At 39.2% G+C, this 23,543-nt stretch carries 26 protein-coding genes; 8 read left to right on the forward strand and 18 right to left on the reverse strand.

Annotated features, from left to right (window positions below; genetic code table 11):
- Positions 1–58: 58 nt before the first annotated feature.
- Both DTK66_RS10305 and DTK66_RS10310 read right to left on the reverse strand, forming a co-directional pair.
- Positions 59–490 carry a hypothetical protein gene (locus tag DTK66_RS10305; RefSeq protein WP_191668618.1) on the reverse strand — a complete coding sequence of 144 codons (432 nt, stop codon included), beginning with the start codon at positions 488–490 and terminating at the stop codon, positions 59–61.
- Between the two features lie 9 nt (positions 491–499).
- Positions 500–1,459: a hypothetical protein gene (locus DTK66_RS10310; RefSeq protein ID WP_191668619.1), complete on the reverse strand. Its 960-nt coding sequence runs from the start codon at positions 1,457–1,459 to the stop codon at positions 500–502.
- Positions 1,460–1,598: 139 nt separating this feature from the next.
- On the opposite strand from DTK66_RS10310, the gene DTK66_RS10315 reads away from it, so the two are divergent.
- A complete protein-coding gene (locus tag DTK66_RS10315; protein WP_191668620.1) occupies positions 1,599–2,615 on the forward strand; it encodes an ABC transporter substrate-binding protein in 1,017 nt (338 codons plus the stop codon).
- Between the two features lie 39 nt (positions 2,616–2,654).
- Here the strand turns inward: DTK66_RS10315 and DTK66_RS10320 are convergent, their stop codons facing one another.
- Genes DTK66_RS10320 through DTK66_RS10330 form a run of 3 tightly spaced genes read right to left on the reverse strand, consistent with a single transcriptional unit; the run spans position 2,655 to position 4,863 of the window.
- On the reverse strand, positions 2,655–3,431 hold the full coding sequence (locus DTK66_RS10320) for an ABC transporter ATP-binding protein (RefSeq protein ID WP_191668621.1): 777 nt from the start codon (positions 3,429–3,431) through the stop codon (positions 2,655–2,657).
- Positions 3,428–4,396, reverse strand: coding sequence for a FecCD family ABC transporter permease (locus DTK66_RS10325; protein ID WP_191668622.1), 969 nt, complete (start codon positions 4,394–4,396; stop codon positions 3,428–3,430). Before DTK66_RS10325 ends, DTK66_RS10320 begins: the two co-directional genes overlap by 4 nt.
- Positions 4,397–4,422: 26 nt before the next feature.
- Complete coding sequence (locus DTK66_RS10330) at positions 4,423–4,863, reverse strand: flavodoxin domain-containing protein (RefSeq protein ID WP_191668623.1); 441 nt, start codon at positions 4,861–4,863, stop codon at positions 4,423–4,425.
- Between the two features lie 128 nt (positions 4,864–4,991).
- Between DTK66_RS10330 and DTK66_RS10335 the strand changes: the two genes are divergently transcribed.
- From DTK66_RS10335 to DTK66_RS10345, 3 genes are read left to right on the forward strand one after another with little or no spacing between them, the layout of a single operon-like run.
- Positions 4,992–5,393: a molybdenum cofactor biosynthesis protein MoaE gene (locus DTK66_RS10335; RefSeq protein WP_153930615.1), complete on the forward strand. Its 402-nt coding sequence runs from the start codon at positions 4,992–4,994 to the stop codon at positions 5,391–5,393.
- Complete coding sequence (locus DTK66_RS10340) at positions 5,393–5,638, forward strand: MoaD/ThiS family protein (RefSeq protein WP_153930614.1); 246 nt, start codon at positions 5,393–5,395, stop codon at positions 5,636–5,638. The genes DTK66_RS10335 and DTK66_RS10340 overlap by 1 nt, the downstream gene beginning before the upstream one ends.
- Before the next feature lie 50 nt (positions 5,639–5,688).
- Positions 5,689–6,882 carry a nitrate/nitrite transporter gene (locus DTK66_RS10345; protein ID WP_191668624.1) on the forward strand — a complete coding sequence of 398 codons (1,194 nt, stop codon included), beginning with the start codon at positions 5,689–5,691 and terminating at the stop codon, positions 6,880–6,882.
- Positions 6,883–7,042: 160 nt separating this feature from the next.
- Here the strand turns inward: DTK66_RS10345 and DTK66_RS10350 are convergent, their stop codons facing one another.
- The 11 genes from DTK66_RS10350 to DTK66_RS10400 all read right to left on the reverse strand — a co-directional run bounded on the left by DTK66_RS10350 (position 7,043) and on the right by DTK66_RS10400 (position 15,203).
- Positions 7,043–7,942, reverse strand: a complete 900-nt coding sequence (locus DTK66_RS10350) for a polyprenyl synthetase (protein ID WP_191668625.1) — start codon at positions 7,940–7,942, stop codon at positions 7,043–7,045.
- Between the two features lie 4 nt (positions 7,943–7,946).
- Positions 7,947–8,915, reverse strand: coding sequence for a hypothetical protein (locus DTK66_RS10355; protein WP_191668626.1), 969 nt, complete (start codon positions 8,913–8,915; stop codon positions 7,947–7,949).
- Between the two features lie 2 nt (positions 8,916–8,917).
- Positions 8,918–9,190 (reverse strand): hypothetical protein, encoded by a 273-nt coding sequence (locus tag DTK66_RS10360; protein ID WP_153930610.1) that lies wholly within the window; start codon positions 9,188–9,190, stop codon positions 8,918–8,920.
- A gap of 93 nt (positions 9,191–9,283) precedes the next feature.
- Positions 9,284–9,937: a response regulator gene (locus DTK66_RS10365; protein ID WP_191668627.1), complete on the reverse strand. Its 654-nt coding sequence runs from the start codon at positions 9,935–9,937 to the stop codon at positions 9,284–9,286.
- A complete protein-coding gene (locus DTK66_RS10370; RefSeq protein ID WP_191668628.1) occupies positions 9,938–10,981 on the reverse strand; it encodes a sensor histidine kinase in 1,044 nt (347 codons plus the stop codon).
- Between the two features lie 187 nt (positions 10,982–11,168).
- Positions 11,169–11,453: a hypothetical protein gene (locus tag DTK66_RS10375; protein WP_191668629.1), complete on the reverse strand. Its 285-nt coding sequence runs from the start codon at positions 11,451–11,453 to the stop codon at positions 11,169–11,171.
- Positions 11,443–12,015 (reverse strand): molybdenum cofactor guanylyltransferase, encoded by a 573-nt coding sequence (locus DTK66_RS10380; protein WP_191668630.1) that lies wholly within the window; start codon positions 12,013–12,015, stop codon positions 11,443–11,445. Before DTK66_RS10380 ends, DTK66_RS10375 begins: the two co-directional genes overlap by 11 nt.
- Complete coding sequence (mobB, locus tag DTK66_RS10385; RefSeq protein WP_191668631.1) at positions 12,016–12,504, reverse strand: molybdopterin-guanine dinucleotide biosynthesis protein B; 489 nt, start codon at positions 12,502–12,504, stop codon at positions 12,016–12,018.
- Positions 12,483–13,700: a molybdopterin molybdotransferase MoeA gene (locus tag DTK66_RS10390; RefSeq protein WP_191668632.1), complete on the reverse strand. Its 1,218-nt coding sequence runs from the start codon at positions 13,698–13,700 to the stop codon at positions 12,483–12,485. The genes mobB and DTK66_RS10390 overlap by 22 nt, the downstream gene beginning before the upstream one ends.
- Entirely contained in the window at positions 13,690–14,187 is a 498-nt protein-coding gene (locus tag DTK66_RS10395; RefSeq protein WP_191668633.1) for a MogA/MoaB family molybdenum cofactor biosynthesis protein, read from the reverse strand. Before DTK66_RS10395 ends, DTK66_RS10390 begins: the two co-directional genes overlap by 11 nt.
- Entirely contained in the window at positions 14,184–15,203 is a 1,020-nt protein-coding gene (locus DTK66_RS10400) for a HesA/MoeB/ThiF family protein (protein ID WP_191668634.1), read from the reverse strand. Before DTK66_RS10400 ends, DTK66_RS10395 begins: the two co-directional genes overlap by 4 nt.
- Positions 15,204–15,350: 147 nt before the next feature.
- Here DTK66_RS10400 and DTK66_RS10405 point away from each other — a divergent pair, with 147 nt between their 5' ends.
- From DTK66_RS10405 to narI, 4 genes are read left to right on the forward strand one after another with little or no spacing between them, the layout of a single operon-like run.
- Entirely contained in the window at positions 15,351–19,016 is a 3,666-nt protein-coding gene (locus DTK66_RS10405) for a nitrate reductase subunit alpha (RefSeq protein ID WP_153930601.1), read from the forward strand.
- Entirely contained in the window at positions 19,006–20,565 is a 1,560-nt protein-coding gene (gene narH / locus DTK66_RS10410) for a nitrate reductase subunit beta (RefSeq protein ID WP_191668635.1), read from the forward strand. The genes DTK66_RS10405 and narH overlap by 11 nt, the downstream gene beginning before the upstream one ends.
- Entirely contained in the window at positions 20,558–21,136 is a 579-nt protein-coding gene (narJ, locus tag DTK66_RS10415) for a nitrate reductase molybdenum cofactor assembly chaperone (RefSeq protein WP_191668636.1), read from the forward strand. Before narH ends, narJ begins: the two co-directional genes overlap by 8 nt.
- Entirely contained in the window at positions 21,129–21,821 is a 693-nt protein-coding gene (gene narI / locus DTK66_RS10420) for a respiratory nitrate reductase subunit gamma (protein ID WP_153930599.1), read from the forward strand. The genes narJ and narI overlap by 8 nt, the downstream gene beginning before the upstream one ends.
- A gap of 65 nt (positions 21,822–21,886) precedes the next feature.
- Here narI and DTK66_RS10425 read toward each other — a convergent pair whose 3' ends face one another.
- Together DTK66_RS10425 and DTK66_RS10430 are read right to left on the reverse strand one after the other, a co-directional pair.
- Entirely contained in the window at positions 21,887–22,777 is an 891-nt protein-coding gene (locus DTK66_RS10425; protein WP_191668637.1) for a DMT family transporter, read from the reverse strand.
- Positions 22,778–22,889: 112 nt separating this feature from the next.
- Complete coding sequence (locus DTK66_RS10430; RefSeq protein ID WP_153930597.1) at positions 22,890–23,537, reverse strand: site-specific integrase; 648 nt, start codon at positions 23,535–23,537, stop codon at positions 22,890–22,892.
- Positions 23,538–23,543: the final 6 nt, after the last annotated feature.

Here is a 23,543-nt window from a genome sequence, read left to right on the forward strand (position 1 = left end):
TTGTGTACTGCGCTGTAGCATTTTCAACGATCTAGGAGCCTTATGTCACAGTCTCCTTTTATGAACTATGGACTGTTTTACCGATTTGTTCATCAAAGTATCCAAGACCATTAACTTCTAATGTTTTTAAATAAGCAATTAGCTCAATTGCTGCACTTGGACTCAACTCATTAACAGCATTAAGTCCCATCCCCGTAGGCACGGTTTCACTCATTGCGGTGATTTGATTACCATTGATTATTTGGGCTTGCGAACAGCTAATTGCCCACTGGTCATTAACATTAGGAGCAAAAATAAAAAACAAGTTAAAATCTGTCGCAAGATAAGCGGGAAGAGCCCATGCTAGTTTATCTAATCGTTCTGGCACCATATTGCCTTCTAATGAAAACTCTGTAATATTATTTTGCGTGGGCGCGATATTTAACATAAACATGGTATTATCAAATTCGCGCATTCCTAATTTCATTTCTGGGGTAATCTGCGGATGCATGATCTTCTCCTAACTAAAATTTTGCCGATAATAATTATACTTAGCTTTAATATCTGTGATTGGCGCGTCCATAACATGATTAAAACCATGTTGGTCTAGTTTAAAATAATGAGCAATTATTTGGCTAAACTGTGGGCGTAAATCTGGATAAGCAACAAATACTGCTTCGATGTTAGTTGACATAATATCAAGGGCGTCAATATACTGCGGAACCAGTAGTTGTTGGAGTTCCTCAAACGAATTGCTAATTACGTCTGCATACGCGTGATCAGCATACTTGAGTTCATTTTGTTCTAACTTATCGTAATATGCTGTTCTTGATAAGCCGCGTTCATTTTTTATATTATATTGCTCATCATATTGATGTGTAAGATAGGCGTCCCAATCGCGGTAACAGTGTGTAATCATTTGAATAACTAATTGCCGTCCTTCATGCGAAACATTTTCTGGTACTAGTTTTCCATGGGGGTTAATTAGGTACGGCCTAGTTAGTTGTTGTGCGACTAGATAATAAAATGTTCCAGGAATAAGCTCACGATCGCGTTTTTCTTCAAATAATGGCCCGGTTCCTGTAAGTCTATTGAGTTTTTGGAGGCTTTTTCTAGTTTGATCAACGGCATAAATAATATCTTCGACTTCTTGGTCAATTATCTTGCGACGGCTGATTACTTGTAAAAGGCTGGTATATAAGCGAATTAAGTTATGCAATTCTGATTGTTGGTTAGGAAAAACGCCATTCTGATGTTGATATTTTCGTGTTTCTCGTTCCAGTTGCTGTTCAATTAATAGGGCTTGATGCTCTATTTTAACTGGTAGCTGCGGTGCCTTAAATGATTCACTGACAATTTGATGAATCGCATCCCGAATAATTGGACGCATTTCACGAAAATCGGGAAAGTCAAAAAAGTTTTGAAAATCAGTAGAAAAATTAACGTGTTGGTATACGGATGCTTTAAGATTACGGTTCATATTATCCTCCCTCAATCTTTACCATCTATTATAGTCAAACTGAGAACAAAAAATATTAGGGAAATAGATAAAATCACTAATTTAATCTTAGTGAAATTTGTTTATAATAGTATCGTTGTGAGCATAGAGGGAGATAAAGATGAAAAAATTATTAATTGTATTAGGTCTTAATTTATTATTCGGCAGCCTTTCTTCAACAGTCCTGGCGAGTGCGACCCGGACTGTTGAAGACATGGCTGGTCATGAAGTAAAAATTCCTACAAAAGTTGATCGTGTTGCAGATTTATGGCACGCGAATAACCAAGTTGTTTTGCTGCTAGGCGGGCAAAAGAAGATTGTTGCGACAACACCAATTATAAAAAAACAATACTGGTTTACAATTGTTGATCCAAGCATTAAAAAGGTAAAGGCGCCATTAGTGGGTAACCAGATACAACAAGAAGAATTGATTAAGAGCCATCCTGATGTCGTAATTGCAGCTGATCCAGGGCAGGTAAAAGAAGCACGCCAAGCAAAATTGCCAACTGTTAACGCCATGTACAGTGACTTTAATGGTTTAAAAAAATCAGTTACTTTGACTGCAACGATCTTAGGCGGGGATGCGCCCCGAATCGGTCGCCAGTATAATAAAGATTTAACGACAAATATTGAATTAGTTAAACATAAGCTAAAGACTCGAACCGCGACCCCAACGGTTCTTCATATTGTTAATGCTACTGATCTTACTAAGGTTGACGGTAAGGGGACAATTGTTGATGAATGGATAAAAATCGCTGGTGGTAAAAATGTAGTTACTAAAAAGGGAAATCAGATTTCAATAACTACTGAAGAAATTGTGAAAGCGAACCCTGATGTAATTATTGTCGGCAGCACAACTTCAACACAAGCGAGAAAGGCATTAAAAGCCAATAAACAACTATGTCAACTAAGGGCGGTTCGTCAAGATAAGGTATACGGTAATCCGCAGGGAACCTTTCCGTGGGATCGTTATAGTGCTGAAGAAGCATTACAAGTATTATGGGCTGCTAAGGTTTTACATCCCCGAGAAATGAAAGATATTGATATGGTTACTGAAGTTCAAAAATTTTATCAAAAATATTATCACTATAACTTAACGCCACAACAAGCTAAGCAGATATTAGCCAGTCGAAATTAAAAGCATGGTAGGTTGAGAATTGCTCAATCGCCATGCTTTTTATAGTTTTATTTGACAAGTGTAACGGTGAAGATTAGGCATATACTCGAGATCCAAGGGAACTTGATAAAGGTCTTCAAGCTTTTCTTTTGTTAGTAGTTGGGCACTATTACCAACTTCCAGCGTGCCGTTAAGGTTTAAGAGACCAACTTTTGCTTGCAGCATTAATGCATGATCTGGTAGGTGAGTTGTAAGGATAACCGCAATTTGTTGGCGACTTAATTTCTTTATTAGTTGTAATAATTCATACTGTCGACTTAAATCAAGCGCCGCCATTGGTTCATCGAGAATTAGCAGTTGTGGCTGTTGCAAAAGAGCGCGGATAATTGCGATTAATTGTTGCTGACCACCACTAAGAGATGAAAAAGAACGATCGCGCAAAGCTATTAGCTTAAACTCCTTAAGGTATTTTTCGGCAAGCATTATATCCTTATGTTGGGGCGTCTGAAAAAGTGACAGGTAAGGGGTACGTCCCGTTAATAAATAGTCAATAACAGCTATACTTGAATTCACATGGTAATCCTGTGGCACATAAGCTACCTGTTGAGCAAGAAAACGTTGGTTCACGGTCTGGATGTCTTTGCCGGCAACTTCGATTCTTCCTTGGTTAATCGGCAGGATTCCCAGTAAACAATGAAGTAAGGTTGATTTACCAATACCATTAGGTCCGAGAATAGTAAAAACTTCGCCTGCCCTAAGAGAAAAGCTTATCTTTTTTAAGACAGTTTTGGACGGAGAATATGAAAATGCTAGTTGATGAACATTAAGAATATTCAATTTAATCGAACCTTCTTTTTTATAAGAATATAGACAAAGAGTGGCGTGCCGATAAAACCGGTCAGGATACTAAGCGGAATTTCACCAACAGAAAGCGAGCGTGCAAGAGTGTCGACAATAAGAAGAAAAAGAGCACCGAGAAAAGCAGACAATGGAAGAGTCCTTTGTGCATTATCGCCGACAAGAAGCCGTGCAATATGAGGAATAACTAATCCAACCCATCCCACATTACCACTCAAGCATACCGTACCAGCAGTTAGAAAGGTACTAGCAATAATAATAAAAAGTCGTTCTAGCCCAATATTTATTCCTTCTAGCTGTGCCTGCTGGTCCCCCAGCGATAGGACAGTTAGGTGCCACCGAAGAACAATTAAAACGATAGTGCCAATAATTAACAAGGGGAGGATAGCAATAATATTTGAGAAATCAACCTTTGCTAAGCTTCCCAATTGCCAATAGACAATACTTGGCAATTGGGAATCAGGATCAGCTATATATTTCAAAAGCCCAATTAGTGCTTGCATGAAGCCGGAAATAACAATCCCTGCTAATACAAGAATTAAAGTACCTTTTTGATTAATAATTCTAGCTAATGCGACTGTTAGATCAACTGCGATTATTCCGCCGATAAATGCTAATGCTTGGGTACCCCCAAGTCCATATCCCAATAATATCGCCATTGCAGCTCCTCCTGCAGCTCCATAGGAAACACCGAGAATATCCGGTGAAACAAGCGGATTATGAAAAACATTTTGAAATGAACAGCCAGCCATTGCAAGGCTAGCACCAACTAGGAGTGCTCCAATAATTCGTGGTAAGCGGATGTTAAAAATTACATTGGCAGCTACTGGATTGCTTTGGGGATGAACTAACGTTTGTAAAAGTTCTGATGGCGAATAATAAATTCGTCCACAAGATAGGGCAAAAATTATAGCAATTATAACTAGGCAAACTATCCCGCACATTGTTATTCGATAATGATGATTTGTGATTATGATCGCTTCTTTCTACTTGCTTCCTTTAATATTCTCGTAATTTGTTGGTGGGCTTTTGCTATATCCTCATAATCTGCTTTTAGTGATGGTGCAATCGGAACTGCTTGACGCTGGCGAAGCAATTTATCAAAAATATTCACAGCATTAGCAAACCTCTCTTGACCAAAGTTGCGATCTCCAATCCCCGCAAGATAGTAGGTAAGATATGATAACGAACGGTTAGACAAATAGTCATAAACTACTTGTTCATTCGCTGTTAATTCGCCTTCACCGTATGTGCAAGGGCAAAGAATCAGAAAATCATGATTGCTCAACATTGTCGGCGAAAATTTCTTAAAAGAAATCAGACTTGCTTCAGGCAGTAATTGGTCATGGATAAATTTGCTTAATTCAAAATTATGTCCATAAATCGTATCATAAATGATTAATTTGTTCATATTCGTTAATCCTCTCACTTAGTTAGTAGTATAGCAACATAATAAGGATGAGATTATTAGGGAATTAACTAATTCTAAATAATAATATTATCTGTAATAATAACATTGTTAAAGGCGGGTGATTATTATTGCATTATTTACGGATAAGTGATGAGCCTATTGATATCGCTGACCTATACCAACGTCTTGTTGATCCACAATATGGGGGGATTGATATGTTTGTTGGCACCGTTCGGCAGTGGACCGGAAAGATTGAAACTACCAAAATAGAATATTCCGCTTATCAGCCAATGGCAGAAAAACAACTTGAAAAAATTGCAATGCCGATTGAAAAGCAAGGCGGGCGGGTAGTCGTAGCGCATCGAACTGGTCAATTAGGTCTATCAGACATCGCAGTCTTTGTGGGAGTAGCCGCTCCACACCGGGCAGAAGCATTTAAATGGTGTCAATATATTATTGATACATTAAAGCGGGAAGTGCCTATTTGGAAAAAAGAATATGATACGGATAAGGTTAGGTGGGGAAACTAATGAAAATCAAAGTTAAACTGTTTGCATTTTTACAAGACCAATTAGGTCCAGTTGTTACAGTTGAGGTTACTAATCCTATTCGCGTGACGGATATTCTAAAACAAGTTAGTCAACTTGCACCGCAGCTTACGACAACCTTGGCCAATTCACGGTTAGCAATTAACCAAGAATTTATCGATAGGGATGAAGTCAGCTTAACCGCAAATGATGAAGTAGCAATCATTCCACCAGTTAGTGGTGGATAGTCACTGCTTCTCAGGGAAAACTGAATATTATACAGGAGGAGGACTTGATTATGTCAAGTGTTAAAGATGTTGCTCATGGAAGTCGACGCAATGCGTATACTGCATTAACTCTTTCCACGTTAGCAATGATTGTATGTTTTATGTCATGGTCGAACTTTGCCCCACTTGCATCTCAAGTTGCACAGATGTTTGACTTGGATGTGTCGCAACGTACCCTACTGCTGGCAACACCAGTATTATTGGGATCAATTATGCGGATACCAGTGGGAATATTAAGCGATCGCTACGGTGGTAAAAAGGTTTATCTTATTTTGATGGCTTTTATCTTAATTCCACTGATTATGATTCCGCGTGTTCATTCATTTGGCATGTTACTATTTGCCGCGCTGCTAGTCGGAATGTCAGGAACATCATTTGCAGTCGGGGTTTCATATGCTTCAGTATGGTTCCCGCCTGAGCAACAAGGTTTAGCATTAGGAATTGTTTCAATGGGGAATATTGGGAATGCTGTAGCGGCGATGACTCTTCCTTACATTTCTAAAGCAGCGGGCTTTGATAGCGTTTATTACTTTTTAATTATTCTAACTATTATCTTTGGTGTGCTCTTTGCAATTTTTTGTAAAGAGATGCCGGTAGATAAGAGCAAAACCATTGGTGGTGCGTTAGCTGTTGCAAAAGATAGTGGAACATGGTATCTTTCTTTGTTTTACTTCTTAACATTCGGCTTGTTTGTTGCTTTTACCAATTTAACGCCAACCTTTTTAACGGGGATGTTTCATTATTCTCCTGTTACTGCTGGGCTTTATTCCGCCTTGTTTGCCTTTGTATGTACTTTAGTACGGCCAGTAGGTGGATACTTGGCCGATAAAAAACGGCCAATGACATTATTACAATGGGTATTTATTGCTATTGTGATTTTCGCCATATGGATTATGTTAAGTTTTCATAATGAGTATATGTTTATTGCCGGAATTGTATTGGTCGGTCTTTCAGCTGGTATTGGTAACGGGGTTGTCTTTAAGATGGTTCCGTATGTATCAAAGGGGAATACTGGCGCGGTTACTGGTTTTGTGGGAGCTGTCGGTGGTTTAGGCGGTTTCTTCCCACCATTAATTATTGGTTATATTTACCAATGGACCGGCAGCTATGAACTCGGGATTGCACTTTTAGCCTTAACCGGATTGATTTGTTGGTTTGCCTTGTGGAAGCATTATATTCACGGGGATGTTCATATTGTTAAATAATATTAAAAGCGCGTGACAGAGAAAGGGGAAATAACCTCCTCGACTAGGCGGTTTAAGCAAGACTGATGTAACGTTACGGAGTGATTATTATTCGTCCTCACGCCCTTACAAATATAAAGAAGGCTCTAGCGTTCGGTTTTTTCCGAATACTAGAGCCTTTTTAGATACTATTTATTAAACTAATTAACTCCTTTTGTACCCGATTGCTGGGTAATATTTTGACGTCCAGCATCAATTGGGCTTTAATGTCATCAACAATTTGGTTAACGTCATTAAAATGTGCTAACGTTAGCCGATAAGCTTGATCAAACCGTTCCAAAGAAGGGCGGTGAGGGTGCCCAAAGAAGTTATTAAACCAGTCGGGAGAGGTTTCGCGGGCAAAAAGAAGCGCCAACGGATATTGACCCGCAGTAATATTGCTAATAAACCAAGTTTTATCCGCTTTTAGTTGCCGACATTCGTGAATAATAGCGCTAATAGTACCAATTGATTGTCCTATTTGGCTAGCAAGGGCCATTATTTCCGAACTTGTACTACTGAAAACCGCACTCTGTTTAGCAGTGATTGCCGCAAGGATTCCTTGGCGCGCTTTAACATCAGCCAAGTAGTCTGTAATCCTAAAATGCTGATTGTAGTTAAAACGAAGCCGCTGAATTTGCGCCATCATTATGTCGCCCGCGTCAGTTGTCAGCTCTTCAATAATTTGTGGTGAATTCCCGACCGTATTCAGCCCGCTGACGAAACGATTCATTAGATAGGCTGCACAATATGAAAAAGCTTTTTGTTCCGCAAGAGTATTGGGTGTTAAACTGGCGGGTTGAAAAGCAGGCGGGTTAAGTCCCATTGCCAAGGCGAGTAACTCCGGTAGCTGTGCAGCAGTAATTTGATCAACCGTCAATTCTTTGGGCGTTAAATGACTAATGGCTTCGAAAACTAATAAACGAATTTTTCGTTCGCTGTTGTTAGGAGTTAAATCAATCATCGAACGGATCATTGGTGGAAACTGCTTAATAAGGATCGGGAGGGCACTTGTTAATCGTTCATCTGGTGTTAGTTGCATTATCCTAATCCTTGAATTTGTTTATTTCTGCAATAATTTGTTCAGCTACGGGAATAAAAATATCAGTGAAATACTCATTAAAATCGACATTTTGTGATTGCTTGGCAGTCATTTCTTGAGCACGGTGAAAGGCATCATTACGCATATTGACTATTAAGTCTTGCCGTAAATGTTGTAGCCTTTTATGGAGCTTTTCATTACTATTACTCATATAAAAGTAATAGTAAATTTCATAGAAGGTATTATCCAAGACCCAAAAGAGGGTACTACGACGGATGTTATCGCTCATCATTGTCGTAAAAGAATTCTTTTCTAGCAATTCGCGGTTAACAAATGATCCTGATGAAAGGACAATCGCTTGAACCTCATGCATATCAGCCATATAGGCCGAAAATTGCGCTAGCTCGTCTTTAGCAATCCTAAATCCAAGTTGCTCTTTTAGTTCCGTAGATGTCATTTTGGAAAAGGTAGCAAGATATTCTTTGTATACATCATGACTATCGGTGATTAAGTCATTTTCGATAGCTGTCAAAGTTGCAAAATTAGCTTGCATCAATTCTTTTACTGTTTGCCAAATTATTTCAATTTGTTGGTTAAAATTAGTGAATAGTTCTTGGACGGAGCCAACCATTTTCTTTATAATCTTTCCGCCATCCGTATGAGGAGAATATTGAATAACAAGTGGTAAAGAGTCATTTTGATTTTGCAAACCATGCGTTACTCGCTTTTTACTTTCATATTCCTTTAATTCATCCAAGTTTACTAATCCTAGTGGCATTATATTGATTTCACTATTAGTCAGCATGATTTGAAGGGCAAACGGAGTATCGGCTTCTTGATTCATCACTAGGGATTTCAATGTGTCAAACAGCTTCTGGCGGTTTTGGAGGTCATTATCTGGATCAGCATAAAAGCCTGCTGTATAAATCGACTTATTTTCATATTCGCGTTTTAATTTGTCCTGAGCATCCATTATTAATTCTCCTTTGTGTGCTGATTAATTAATTCAGCAAGCTTTCGGTGACCCTGTTTTGTCAAAGTTGCATTTTTTAAATTTAGTTCTGCTAAGGTACTACTAAATGTTTCGTCAAGGATTGCACCAGTAATATACCCATGATCCACTGCATACTTAGTCGTTAAAAAGAGATTTGAGACGGGGTTAACTTGCCGACTATTAATAAATCGTTTCCGGACAATATCGCTAAGAACCCCTCGCAGTTCATCGTTACGGCTTAGATTTGTTGTCATAAAAATGCCTCCTCATATTCATGCTTTATTTTAAGAAATTTTACCTACAAATAAAATCGGGGATTCCTCTTATTTCAAGGATTCCCCGTTAGTTTAAAAATCAATTAAGTGATGGTGAATCGCATACTGGACTAGCTCGACCCGCCCATGAAGATGAAGTTTGCGCGATATATTAGCTTTATGAGCTTCAACAGTTTTAGTTGAGATAAACATTTTTTGCGAAATTTCCTTATTAGAATAACCAAGTGCAATTAGCGGAAAAACTTCTTTTTCGCGCTTTGAAAGGCTATTATACCCCTCTAGGTTAAGGTTATTACCAGAAGCATTGATTTCTTTAAGGTCGTTTTTACTGACAATAATATTGGTGTCAAGGTAGTTCTCGCCATTAATAACATGCTGAAGGGCTTTAATGATCTCGGTATCTGGCGAACTTTTAAGGACATATGACATTGCACCATTAGCCATCGCCTTATTAATATATTCCTGCTCCTCATGCATTGAAAGAATGATAATTCGTACTTGCGGAAACTTATCATGAACTCGTTGGGTGGTAAGTAACCCATTTTCACCCGGTGGCATACTAAGATCCATAATTAAAATATCAATGTCGCCTTGTTCAATCCTCATATATGTATCAGTACCGCTAGCAGTTCCATCTACTACCGTAAAATTGGGTTGTAGGTCAACTAAATATGAAATTCCCGAACGGACAATTGCGTGATCGTCTGCAACTAAAACATTATACATCTATTTCACCTGATCCTTATTCAAATTGTTATAAGGAAATTCAACTTTAACTGTTGTTCCCTTATTAATTTTTGATGTAATAATAAATGCACCATTATATGCTTTTACCCGTTCATTCATATTCATCAACCCGAGTGAATGGCCATTAAAACCAGCTTGGTAATTACTGTCAAAACCAGTACCGTTGTCTAAAACCTCTAATTTGATGTAATTATGGTGGTTAGTCATAATTATATTTATTTCAGTTGGATTGGCATGTTTAACGGCATTGTTGATTGCTTCTTGGCTAATTCGATAAAGCACGTTTTGCACATTAGCTGATAAGTTATCTGCAGAAGTTAAGGCGACAACATTGATTCTAATCCCAGTACTTGCTTGTACGCGCTTAGCAAGTCCCTTAATAGCTGGAATTAGGCCAAAGTTATCAAGAACGGAGGGCCGAATATTTAATGCCATGTTTTTGATTTCCATAAGGGTAGCCCGTAATTGCTTTTCAACCGCCGTGCTAATTTTTTGCACCCGTTGCGAATCACAATTAGGTTGTGTGGCAAGCCGATGCACACCAATAATGGCAGAATAAACTTCTTGGGCAATACTATCATGGAGATCTTGCGATATTTTCTGCCGTTCTTTTTCGTGGGCTTCACTTATATATTGGTTCAGAATTCGCTGCTGCTCAACCTGAGAGATTCGTTGTTGCTGTTCACGATTTTCAAGTGTTAGGGCAATAATATTTTGACTAGCGCTTAATGGTTGATATATTAAAGAAAAATGAAATGGGTGGGGGGAATCCTGGTTAAAAACAACGGGAATAGTTGCCCTATTTAAGCGACCTTTAATAAGACACGATGCACAATTATCTTTTTCGTGTTGTGACCAAGCATTTTTTCCCATCCGCAAGAGGTAATCCACGTTTAATTTAAGACTTGCAATTAGTTGTTGAGCAGGTTGGTTGCTTACCAGTAAATCATCATTTTTGAATAAAAAAATCGCATCTGGTGATTGGTTAAAATATGTTTGTACCCAGTTAGCTGTTTCTAGCAATGCAGACTCCTCCTCAATTAGCAAGCACTAAAATTAAGAAATTAATACTTCAAATATTCCTATTTTATATAATAACGCTTTCTTAACTGGAGCGCAACATTTGATAAGTCACTATAACTTTGCTTTGGCTTAAATAAAAATACAGAGACGAGCAACTTGTAAATACATTATTGCTGGTCTCTGTAGCTTATGGATGTTTCGGCAGCCCCATTGAAGGCCCTTGAAAATATTGGTAAGCATTAAAATCGAAGCGAGGATCAGTAAACTCGTGGTAATGATCAAAATCTGCTTGCACTTGTTGAATTTGATCGTCAAGCTGCTCCAATTCTGCATCGCGCTCTAATGAGCTTAACTGTTGCTGTACTTCTTGCTCCCGATTTTCAAGCATCGTCCGTCTAATCGCTAAATCATTTAAAACGAGTGCGATTAGTTTTTGAAAATCTGCTTCTGTCATCAAATCTTTATTTTTCATTTGTATCGACCTCCCAGTAATTTAAATTTAAGAATTCATCATTTGTATTGCAGTCAAGGGACCTACAGCCACATTTTTTGATTAAAAAGTCTCCTAATCGCCAATCGTTTTCAGCTAACAACCAGGCCATAACTGCTTCATGGCTAATCGAAAAGTGCGCAAGGGTATAATGATCGTGGTTACTGGTACTGATATAAGAAAAAGGCTTTTGAGCTAAGCGTTGAAGCGTTTTGGATGTAATATACGGATAATCAGCCGCCAACGTAATAAAATCGTGGGTCCCTTTAAATTGCGCTGTACAAGCAACAATTGCTGAAAGGGGACCGTGCTGGGAAAACGCAGGCAAATCAGTGATAACTTGAATATTGTTCATGGATAATAAGCGTTGTTTTATCTGTACTTGGTTTTTTTCGTTTGCACATACGATTACTTTTGCACATATAGCTTGCAAGTTTTCTGCAGCGATTTGGACATTTGGTGCTGCTAACTTTGGTACTTTAAATAACGCTTTATCTTGGCCAAACCGCTTCGATTGTCCGCCAGCATAGATAATTCCAATCATTTACTTCTTTACTCCTTTGGCATGTTCTAAAAAAGTAAAGCACCAGTTAATAATCGCATCTTTACCGCGTAAATTTGCATTATGGGTGTTAAAGATGCTGCCAGTTTGAATTGGTTGACTACTAGTGATGCTATTTACTTCTTCTCCGGGTTTAAGTAAAACCAGTTTAGGATAATGTGCTTGTTTATGACCTTCAATTAGGACAAAGTCGTTATCTTTTCCCAACCATTCAACTAATGATGATAATGGGGGGACATTTCCTTGTTGGTGAAAAAAGAAGCCTGACGCTGACTGGAGGATGACCTGGTGAGCTCCTGCACCACTCATACGAGCACTGTCAGTATGAGGAACATCCATGGCAGCATTATGAGCATCATGTTTAATTGCAGCAACGCGATATCCTGCTTGCGTTAATCTTTTAATCAAAGCTGTTGTAATTAAGGTTTTGCCACTCTTTTTATGGCCGATTATTTGAATGGTAGTAGCCATGCATCTGTCTCCGTTCCCACTTTCATAGGTGTTGTACTATGAGGAATAAGCGCTAAGCAGTTTGTTGTCTGCAAGTTAGCTAATGACCCGGAACGGTTAATTCCGTTTGGATAAACTAGAAAGTGATTGTTTTTAAATTCATAGGTGCAACGGAGATAACGATCAAACCCATTTGTCTTATTATAGGGTGCCGCTAAAGTTGCCCGTACTTTGCGAAGGCGGCTAGGCTGGTGCTGATAACGACGAATTAATGGTTCCATATATAAATAAAAACCAGTAAAGCAAGCTCCGGGATTTCCCGAAAGAGCCATTACAAGGGTCTTGTGTTGGATAAAAGCAGTAGTTACGCTACCGGGCCGCTGTTTGATTTTGTTGAACAGAAGCTGGTCTGCCTTGCGTGCTTCATCCCCAATATAATCGAAATCACCAACAGAAACACCACCATCAGTAATAACAATATCGTGGGAAGCCATTTGCTTTTCTAATGTCTCTTTAATAACATTAGCCTCGTCTGGTAACTGGGTCTCAAAGTCAACAATGCCGCCGCTTTCTTCAACCAAGTTTTTAAGCATAATACCATTACTATTAAAAATTTTACCTGCAGCAATTGGGTCGTGGGGACCAAGCAGTTCGGTTCCCGTTGCAATTATTGCAATGCGCGGCTTTTTATAAACAGTAACCTGTTGGATGCCAAAGGCAGTTAGAACAGCTAGCCCCCCAGGATTTAATTCTTGATCCTTTGCTAAAACGATTTCACCTTTCTTAACGTCAGTGCCTGTTTCTGTGATATTACTCTTGCGTTCACTCGTAATAATCGTTACTTTTTGCTTGTCTGCACTAGGACGTGTTTTTTCAATTCGAATTACTTTTTCTGCATCTTTTGGAACATACGCCCCAGTCATGATCCGAACAGCTTCTCCAGGGCGGAGGGGCTGGTCCCAAGTTGCACCTGCTTGAATCTCGCCTAGTACAGTAAATTCGCGTGGATAATCATGGTCATCGCTTGCCAAAATTGCATAACCATCCATTCCAGCTCGCCGAAAATGTGGATAGTCATAAGGAGCGTATACATCTGTTGCTATTACACGATGATTTGCTTCAGTAAGAGGAATTATTTCCGTAGACGTTGTAAGTGTAATTTCATTAATTCTCTTTTGGGCTTCAGCAACCGAGATGGGGGTTCTTCTAGTGAGCATGGTGGTGAACTTCCTTTCGTTGAGGACTGCTTTCAAATAATAAGTGTTCATATTCAGGGATGATAAGTTTATCTAACGCTGTTTGACAAGCATTTTGTGAGCCTGGTAGACAATAGGTGAGTTGATAACGGTAATTAAAACCGGCAAGTGCTTGAGAAGCCAATGCTCGGGTACCGATTTCTTCAAATGAGATTTGCCGAAAAGCTTCACCGAATCCAGGAAGAAGACGTTTCAAGAGAGGGGTAATCGCTGGAATTGTAACATCGCGATGAGCAATGCCAGTTCCCCCATTTGTGATAATAATATCCGGTGCTTGTTGTTCCAGCTGGAGGTAGGCAGCTTGAATATTAACAAGATCATCATTAACAACTATGCGAGTAGTGATTGCTAACCCTGCCTTGGTTAATTTTTCGGTAATGAACTTTCCGGATTTATCAGTTTCTAATGTCCGGCTATCGCTAATTGTTAAAATTGCAACTTTTTTCATTGTACATCTTCTTTCATTAATTGGTCTAATGACCGTAATTGCTGTTGGGCTGCCTTACTATTAGGCAAGTTATACATAATAATCTTACCATTTTTAAAAATACTTACCGGTCGGTTTTGCCATTTAAAGTGCAGAAACATGCGATTTGTTTTCAGGGGAACATGTTTTGCTGTCAGTAATTCATGAAGATGAGTAAAACTAACCGCCTTTTCGTTAACTGTATAATAAGCGTTCTCACCGCAAAGCATATGGAGCCCTGATAATGGTTCAGTATCTTGGTAGTTTTGCTTAGGGATTGAACAACTAGGGCATTGGGGATTTTTATTAACCTTAAATTTCATAAACGCCATCGACCAGTTATCAACCGTAATCAATTCATTAAAATTAAGACTTGCCTTATCGATAAGATAATGGAGGGCTAAAGAAACCTGAAGACCTGCAACTAGGGGGACCAAGGCCGTATTGACCCCGATTAGGTCACAATCATTTTCCAATAGGTCATTAAGATTAGGAAAGAGACAATTTAGACAAGGATGCGTGGTTGCTGAAATAGGCATAACATTTCCATAGGTACCAGCACAACTAGCAAAGATATAATCAAACTTAGCTGTTAGTGATAGTTTGTTTAATAAATCGCGAGCATGATAATTATCAAGGCAGTCTAGACATAAATTAAAAGAGTAATCATCAATAATATCAGGGGTAAGCGGCGCAGGAATTGCTGTGATGCGGCAATTAGAATTAATTTTAGTTAAGTGATCCCTTAATGCCTCTGCTTTCAAACGCGCTTGATTGGCATCTTCTTCAGTAAAAAGGGCTTGTCGTTGCAGATTAGTAATCTCGACAGTGTCAGGGTCAACAAGAATTAGGCTTCTGACACCAGCGCGCACAAGTTGCTCAGCAGCATAGCTTCCCAATGCACCAGTTCCCACGATCATAATTGTAGCTTGACTAATTTTTTCTTGACCTGCCTGCCCAATTTGGTAGACCCTTTCTTGACGATCATAACGGTTCATGTCCATTAGCACCTCATTCAATTAAAAATATAGGTATTTCCCTAGTCGTAGTATAGCAGGAATGATGATAATCTTTACATTAGGGAAAAGGCTTACTTTAATAATAGCAATTAAAGCAGCTTAATAAATAAGGGAGGTCAATCAACGATGAAGTCACGGTTCTTTAATAAAGTTGATAAGTTTAATGGAACCTTTACACAACTCGAAGAAAAAAGTCGTCGGTGGGAAAAGCTTTATCGCCAGCGATGGGCACATGATAAGGTAGTACGGACAACTCACGGGGTAAACTGTACCGGATCGTGTTCGTGGAACGTTTATGTTAAACAAGGAATTATTACTTGGGAACATCAGGCAACTGATTATCCGTCATGCGGTCCTAATATTCCAGGATATGAACCACGGGGATGTCCTCGTGGGGCCAGTTTTTCGTGGTATGAATATAGTCCTGTTAGGATTAAGTACCCATATATCCGGGGAAAACTATGGGAATTATGGGTAAATGCCAAGAAAGAATACTCTAATCCATTAGAAGCCTGGGGCAGTATCGTTGAAGATCCGGAAAAAGTTAAAAAGTATAAATCCGTTCGTGGTCACGGTGGCCTAATCCGTGTTCATCGATATGAAGCTTTAGAAATGATTTCTGCTGCTTGCCTGTATACCATTAAAAAATATGGACCTGACCGAATTGGTGGTTTTACCCCCATTCCAGCAATGTCAATGATGAGTTTCAGCGCCGGAGCTCGTTTTATTGCACTTCTTGGTGGAGAACAAATGAGCTTCTATGATTGGTACGCTGACTTACCACCAGCATCGCCGCAAGTTTGGGGTGAGCAAACTGATGTTCCAGAGTCCGCTGAATGGTACAACAGTTCTTATATTATTATGTGGGGGTCGAACGTGCCTTTGACGCGAACTCCCGATGCCCACTTTATGACGGAAGTACGGTACAAAGGGGCCAAGATTGTTGCTGTTAGTCCAGATTATGCCGAAAACGTTAAATTCGCTGATGATTGGTTAGCTCCTCATCCTGGAAGTGACTCGGCGGTGGCTCAAGCGATGACCTATGTAATTTTAGATGAATTCTATCAAAAACATCCGGTAAAGCGCTTTATTGATTATTCCAAACGATTTACTGACTTGCCTTTCATTGTCAAACTAGAGCAAAGTACGGCTAATCCTGGGCATTATACTCCCGGTCGTTTTATCCGCATCAATGACCTAGTGGAAGATGAAACGATTGTCAATCCCGCATGGAAAACCGTTGTCTATGATCAAAACCAGCGCAAAATTGTAGTGCCAAACGGGACGATGGGGCAAGAATACGATCAAAATGAAAAATGGAATCTTGAATTAGTTGATCAAGATGGTAATAAAATTGATCCAGCATTGTCGATTAATGATCAAGAAGGAAATACCGAGCAAGTGATTGCTGATTTTCCAGCATTTAGTAATGAAGGTAATAGTGTTGTTCAACGTCATTTACCAGTAAAGAAGCTGAAGTTTGCTGATGGCAGCGAACAGCTTGTCACTAATGTCTATGACTTATTAATGGCTCAAATGGGGATCAATCGGACAGGCAATGATGAATTAGCTGCTAAGGACGCAATGGATGCAAGCAGTTACTTTACCCCCGCTTGGCAGGAGAGCCGGTCAGGCGTTAAAGCTAAACAAGTTATCCAAATTGCCCGCGAATTTGCTCAAAATGCAGCTGAAAATGAAGGGCGAAGCATGGTTATCATGGGCGGGGGTGTTAACCACTGGTTTAACGCCGATATGAACTACCGCAATATCATTAATATGCTGATGCTCTGTGGTTGTGTTGGTATGACTGGTGGCGGTTGGGCGCACTATGTTGGGCAAGAAAAACTACGGCCACAAGAAGGATGGGCCAACATTACATTTGCTAATGACTGGGAAAAAGGCGGCGCGCGTCAAATGCAAGGAACCACGTGGTATTACTTTGCAACAGACCAATGGCGTTACGAAGAAATTGATAATCAAGCTCAAAAATCTCCTGTTTGGAAGGGTCATCATTCTTATTTGCATAATGCTGACTATAATCAAATGGCAATCCGCCTTGGCTGGTTACCATCTTACCCACAATTTAACCGTAATCCATTATCTTTTGCCAAGGATTACGGCACAACTGATATTAAAGAAATTTCTAAACAAGTAGTTAATGAATTAAAACAGGGGACCCTTCATTTTGCTGCTGAAGATCCTGATGCTAAAGAAAACCAACCTAAGACCTTCTTCCTCTGGCGGTCGAACCTCTTTGCTTCCTCTGGAAAAGGGGCAGAATACTTTATGAAACATCTTTTAGGAGCAGAAAATGGTCTTCTTGCCCGCCCGAATGATCGTGCTAAACCCCAAGATATGGTCTGGCATGATAAAGAAGCAGTCGGCAAACTTGATTTAGTGGTTGATTTGGATTTTCGGATGGTTTCAACACCTATGTATTCTGATGTTGTCTTACCTGCCGCTACTTGGTATGAAAAAAAGGATCTTTCTTCTACTGATATGCACCCCTATATTCATCCATTTAACGCAGCAGTTAGTCCAATGTGGGAATCTAAATCTGATTGGCAACAGTTTAAACTTCTTGCTAAGACAGTAGCTAATATGGCAAAACAATACTTGCCAGGGATTCATTATGATTTAAAAAGCGCGCCGCTTGGCCATGATACCCCAGGCGAAATTGCCCAGCCATACGGTGAAATTAAAGATTGGAAAAAAGGGGAAACAGAACCTATTCCTGGTAAGACGATGCCATCCTTAAAGCTCATCCCTCGAGACTACACGAAGCTTTATGAAAAATTCATTACCCTTGGGCCGAATATTGTTAATAATTATCCCTATAATGTTAAAGACCAATATGAATATTTAAAGGCAATGAATGGAATTGCTAGTGAGGGTGTTGGCGCTGGATGCCCATTGCTTGACGAAGATGAGAAAGTTTGTGATGCAATCTTAAGAATGTCAACTGCTTCCAATGGTAAGCTTGCCGATCGCGCATGGCATAAAAAGCAAGAACGGACTGGTGAAAAGCTTGCTGACATTGGACGGGGGCATGCAGACGATGCGATGTCATTTAAACAAATTACTGCTCAGCCACAAGAAGCATACCCAACGCCAATTGGGACTTCTGCTAAGCATGGCGGTGCACGATACACGCCTTTCTCATTAATGACTGAGCGAAATGTACCAACTCGTACTTTAACCGGTCGGCAACACTACTATATTGATCATGAGATTTTTCGTGAATTTGGTGAAAGTCTAGCAACCTATAAACCATCCTTGCCACCAATTGTTCTAGCACCAGGGGATGTTGATGTTCCACCAGTTGAAGATGAGATTACCTTGAAGTATATGACTCCGCATGGTAAATGGAATATTCATACCATGTATTACGATAATCTTGAAATGCTAACATTATTCCGTGGTGGTCCGACTATTTGGATTAGTCCTGAAGATGCTGAAAAAATTAGGGTTAAGGATAATGATTGGATTGAAGTATACAACCGAAACGGGGTTGTTACTGCAAGGGCAGTTGTTTCAGTCCGTATGCCTGTGGGTTCAATGTATATGTACCATGCGCAAGATAACGAAATTTATGAACCGCTATCAACAATCACCGGTAATCGTGGTGGATCTCATAATGCCCCAACACAAATTCATGTAAAACCAACACATATGGTAGGGGGATACGGACAATTAAGTTATGCATGGAATTATTATGGACCAACTGGTAATCAACGTGATCTTTATGCAAATGTACGAAAACTTAAGAAGGTGAACTGGAGTGAAGATTAAAGCACAAATCAGCATGGTTTTGAACCTAGATAAGTGTATTGGTTGTCATACCTGTTCCGTGACTTGTAAAAATACTTGGACAAATCGACCCGGTGCTGAATACATGTGGTTTAATAATGTTGAAACAAAGCCTGGTATCGGCTATCCAAAACGGTGGGAAGATGAAAATCAATACCATGGCGGTTGGACGCTTAATTCCAAAGGAAAGCTTCAATTACGCGCCGGTAGCAAATTGAATAAAATTGCTCTGGGGAAAATTTTTTATAATAATGACATGCCAGAAATGGACAATTACTATGAGCCATGGACATACGACTATAAAACTCTTTTCGGCCCAGAACGAAAACACCAGCCGGTTGCTCGTCCTAAATCCCAAGTAACGGGCGAAGATATGGAGCTAACTACTGGGCCAAACTGGGATGATGATTTAGCAGGATCAACCGAATATGTTAAACAAGATCCGAATATGCAAAAAATCGAGCGTGATATTAAAAACAACTTTGAACAAGCATTCATGATGTATTTGCCACGACTGTGCGAACACTGTCTAAATGCGCCATGCGTAGCCTCTTGTCCTTCAGGGGCGATGTATAAACGTGATGAAGATGGAATTGTCCTTGTTGACCAAGAGCGTTGTCGAGGCTGGCGGTTTTGTATGACTGGATGTCCTTATAAAAAAGTTTACTTTAACTGGAAGACTCATAAGGCGGAAAAATGTACTTTCTGTTATCCGCGAATTGAGGAAGGACAACCAACTGTCTGTGCAGAAACTTGTGTCGGCCGGATTCGCTACATCGGTGCAATTCTTTATGATGCTGACCGAGTAGAAGAAGCAGCTTCAACCCTTGATGAAAGTAAGTTGTATGAAGCACAGCTTGGCTTATTCCTTGATCCAAATGATCCAGAAATTGTTAAGCAAGCATTAAAAGACGGGATCTCTGAAGAAATGATTGAAGCAGCGCAAAAGTCGCCAATCTATAAGATGGCAGTTAAAGAAAAAATTGCCTTTCCCCTTCATCCAGAGTACCGAACAATGCCAATGGTTTGGTATATTCCGCCACTATCCCCGGTAATGAGTTATTTTGAAGGACGGGACTCCATTAAGAATCCAGAAATGATTTTTCCCGGAATTGATCAAATGAGAGTACCTGTCCAGTATCTTGCTAGTCTCTTAACAGCTGGAAATGTTACGGTGATTAAACAAGCACTATATAAATTAGCAATGATGCGTTTATATATGCGGGCGAAAACTAGCGGGCGTGATTTTGATATTAGTAAGTTAGAACGAGTTGGATTGACAGAAGAAAGTGCTACTGCCCTATACCGCTTATTAGCAATTGCTAAATATGAAGATCGTTTTGTTATTCCAAGTAGTCAAAAGGCTGAAGTAGAGGATGCCCAAACAGAACAGGGTAGTCTTGGTTATGATGAGTGTGAGGGTTGTGCACTAGCGCCACAACATAGCAGTATGTTTAAGAAAGCTGAAGCAGGAAAGTCTACTAATCAGATTTATGCTGATAGTTTTTACGGAGGTATTTGGCGTGATTGATTTTGAAAGATTGACTACCTTAAAAAATACATTTGTAATTCTTGCATGGTTAATCGACTATCCTGATAAAGAGACATTTTCTGACGAACTACGTCAACAAGTTGTCCACGATCAGGCCCTATCGACAGTAACCCGTGGCGAGATTCTGAGTTTATTTGATGAGTTAGCAAGCTTACCATCAATTGAACGTCAAGAAATGTATACCCACCTTTTTGAAATGAATCGGCGCTATACCTTGTATATGTCATATTATAAAATGACTGATTCACGGGAACGTGGTACAATTCTGGCACGATTAAAGGTATTGTATGAAATGTTTGGTGTTTCAGAGGCAACTAGCGAGCTATCGGATTATTTACCATTATTATTAGAGTTTTTAGCATACGGTGACTACCTTAACGATCCGCGGCGGCAAGATATTCAGCTAGTTTTAAGCGTAATTGAAGATGGTACTTATACTTTATTAAAAAATGCAGTAACTGATGGTGACAACCCGTATATCCAACTAATCCGAATTACACGGTCGCTTATCGGTTCATGTATTAAAATGGAGGTGCACGAAGATGCATAATGGCTGGTCAATTTTTCTATGGGTCATTTATCCATACGTAATGCTAGCATCATTCTTTATTGGTACATTTGTAAGGTTTAAATATTTTCATTTTTCGATCACTGCAAAGTCAAGTGAACTTCTCGAAAAGAAAATGCTGATGATTGGGAGTGTAACTTTTCATATAGGTATTATTCTAGCCTTTTTCGGGCATTGCTTGGGGATGTTCATTCCAGAAAGCTGGACTGACTACTTTGGTATTACTAACCATATGTATCATATGTTTGGTTCGTTAATGATGGGAATTCCAGCTGGAGTATTAGCCTTTGTCGGGATCGCAATTTTAACTTATCGGCGGATGACAGTTCCACGAGTGCATAAAACTAGTGACATTAATGATATTATTGTTGATTGGGCATTGCTAATTACGGTTGCATTAGGACTATCTTGTACAATTAGTGGCGCCTTTATGGAAAACTTTAACTATCGGACAACGATTAGTCCGTGGGTGCGAAGCCTGTTTGTTTTAAATCCGCAATGGCAACTAATGGCATCAGTCCCATTGATTTATAAAATCCATGTATTATGCGGCTTTGCAATCTTTGGTTACTTCCCATACACTAGATTAGTTCACGCTTTAACATTACCATGGCAATATATTTTCCGCCGTTATATTGTTTATCGGCGTCGAGTTCGGGCATACTAACAAAATAAAACCGTCAAATTAACTGTGAATGCAGCTGATTTGACGGTTTTATTAAATGAAGAGACTTATTCGTGACTGGTTTTAGTAAATGTAACAATGGTACTTGCCAGTATTACAAGGACTGCCCCAAAAATTAACGATGGTGTTACCTGAACCGGGAAAAAGAATGAAGAATAAATAATTACTACAATTGGCCCAAGGGCGCGCACAATATTAGCCTTACCCGCAGTAATAAATCTTAAACTCGTATAAAAGAGTAAGAGGGACATGAAACCATTAAAGAAGGCGCCCCCGCAATTAAAGGCAACGGCCCGTCCCGAAATGTTAGCAAATGAGGTCCCTGTTATTGCTGCATAGCAAAATAACAATAAGGCAGAGGTTAAATGATTGTAAAAGAGAACATTACTTGGCTGTGCGTCACTAACCATGTACTTTGCAACGATATTATTGGCAGCATACATTAACGGATAGATGAATGCACAGATTAACCCAAGAATATTATCACTAAATTGAAGACGACTGCCTGAGATAAAGAATGACCCTAAAATACAAAGAACAATTGCAAGATAATCCCACTTGGTAATTTTTTCTTTCAAGAAGACGTAAGATAGAAAGAAAACATAAACTAAATAGAGACGGGCAATTAAAGTTACTGTAATTGGGCTCAGTGAGGCGAGGGCAATGTATTGCAGAATTATACCGATTGCATTAGTACCACCTAAAAGCCATAACCATGGATTTCGCAGACTACGCAAAGAAATATGTTGGCGAGTTATTAAAATCGTTGTAAGAACAAAAATTGCAGCAAAAATACTGGTAAAAATTCCGCCGACAACTGGACTTAAGCTTATAAGCGAGAATTTATTAAGAACTGGACTAATACTGCTAAAAAGAAGTGAAATCAAATTTAATTCAATTCCCCAAAGCTGTTTTTTTTCAACAACTCCTGTTTTCATTTTGTCACCTTCCTAAATCATTAAAACTATCTTATATCATAGCTAATATTAGTGGGTGACGACAATTAGGAAAAGTGATCATTTTTAGTTTACATAATATTTGTACATAAAATTATTCAAATTTAAAATTCTGGACTACTTTATCAAGGTCTTCTTGTTCAATCCCCAAATAGTGGCGAGTATTTCGTTCGGAAGAGTGGTTAAATAGTTGCGAGATAATTTCAACATTAACTCCCTTTTTATATAATTGGCGGCCAAAAGTTTTACGGAATGAGTGTGTGCCAATTTTGGCAACGATTTTACCATCACCTGTTTTGCGAGCCATTCGTTGAAGCATTTCATAAAATCCATGGACAGAAAAATGACCATCTTGTTTACCTGGAAATAAATAATCATTTTCATCATGGTAGTCAAGGTCGTTGAGATAATCAATAATCTCAGCTAAGCAATTATTCCAAAAGAGAGTTTTAGCTTTCCCAGTCTTTTGTTCAATCACACGAGTTTTAGTTTTATTCAAAACGTGACCGACACGTAAGGTAACAACATCTGATGCTCGCAAGCCATTGTTAAGTGCAATCGCAATTAATAAAAGGTTACGATTGATTAGCTCTGGCCGTGAGTGGAGTTTGATTGTTTCTCTTAATCGATCATATTCCTCTAATGTCAAAAATTTTACGTTTTCAACCCAGATTTTGCGATTACCTTTACGTTGTCCATTTGTTTTATTTTTAGGAATGTATATTCTCTTTTTAGTTGACATAATATT

This window comes from Limosilactobacillus walteri, from assembly GCF_014830205.1.
In the GTDB taxonomy this organism is placed as follows: domain Bacteria; phylum Bacillota; class Bacilli; order Lactobacillales; family Lactobacillaceae; genus Limosilactobacillus; species Limosilactobacillus walteri.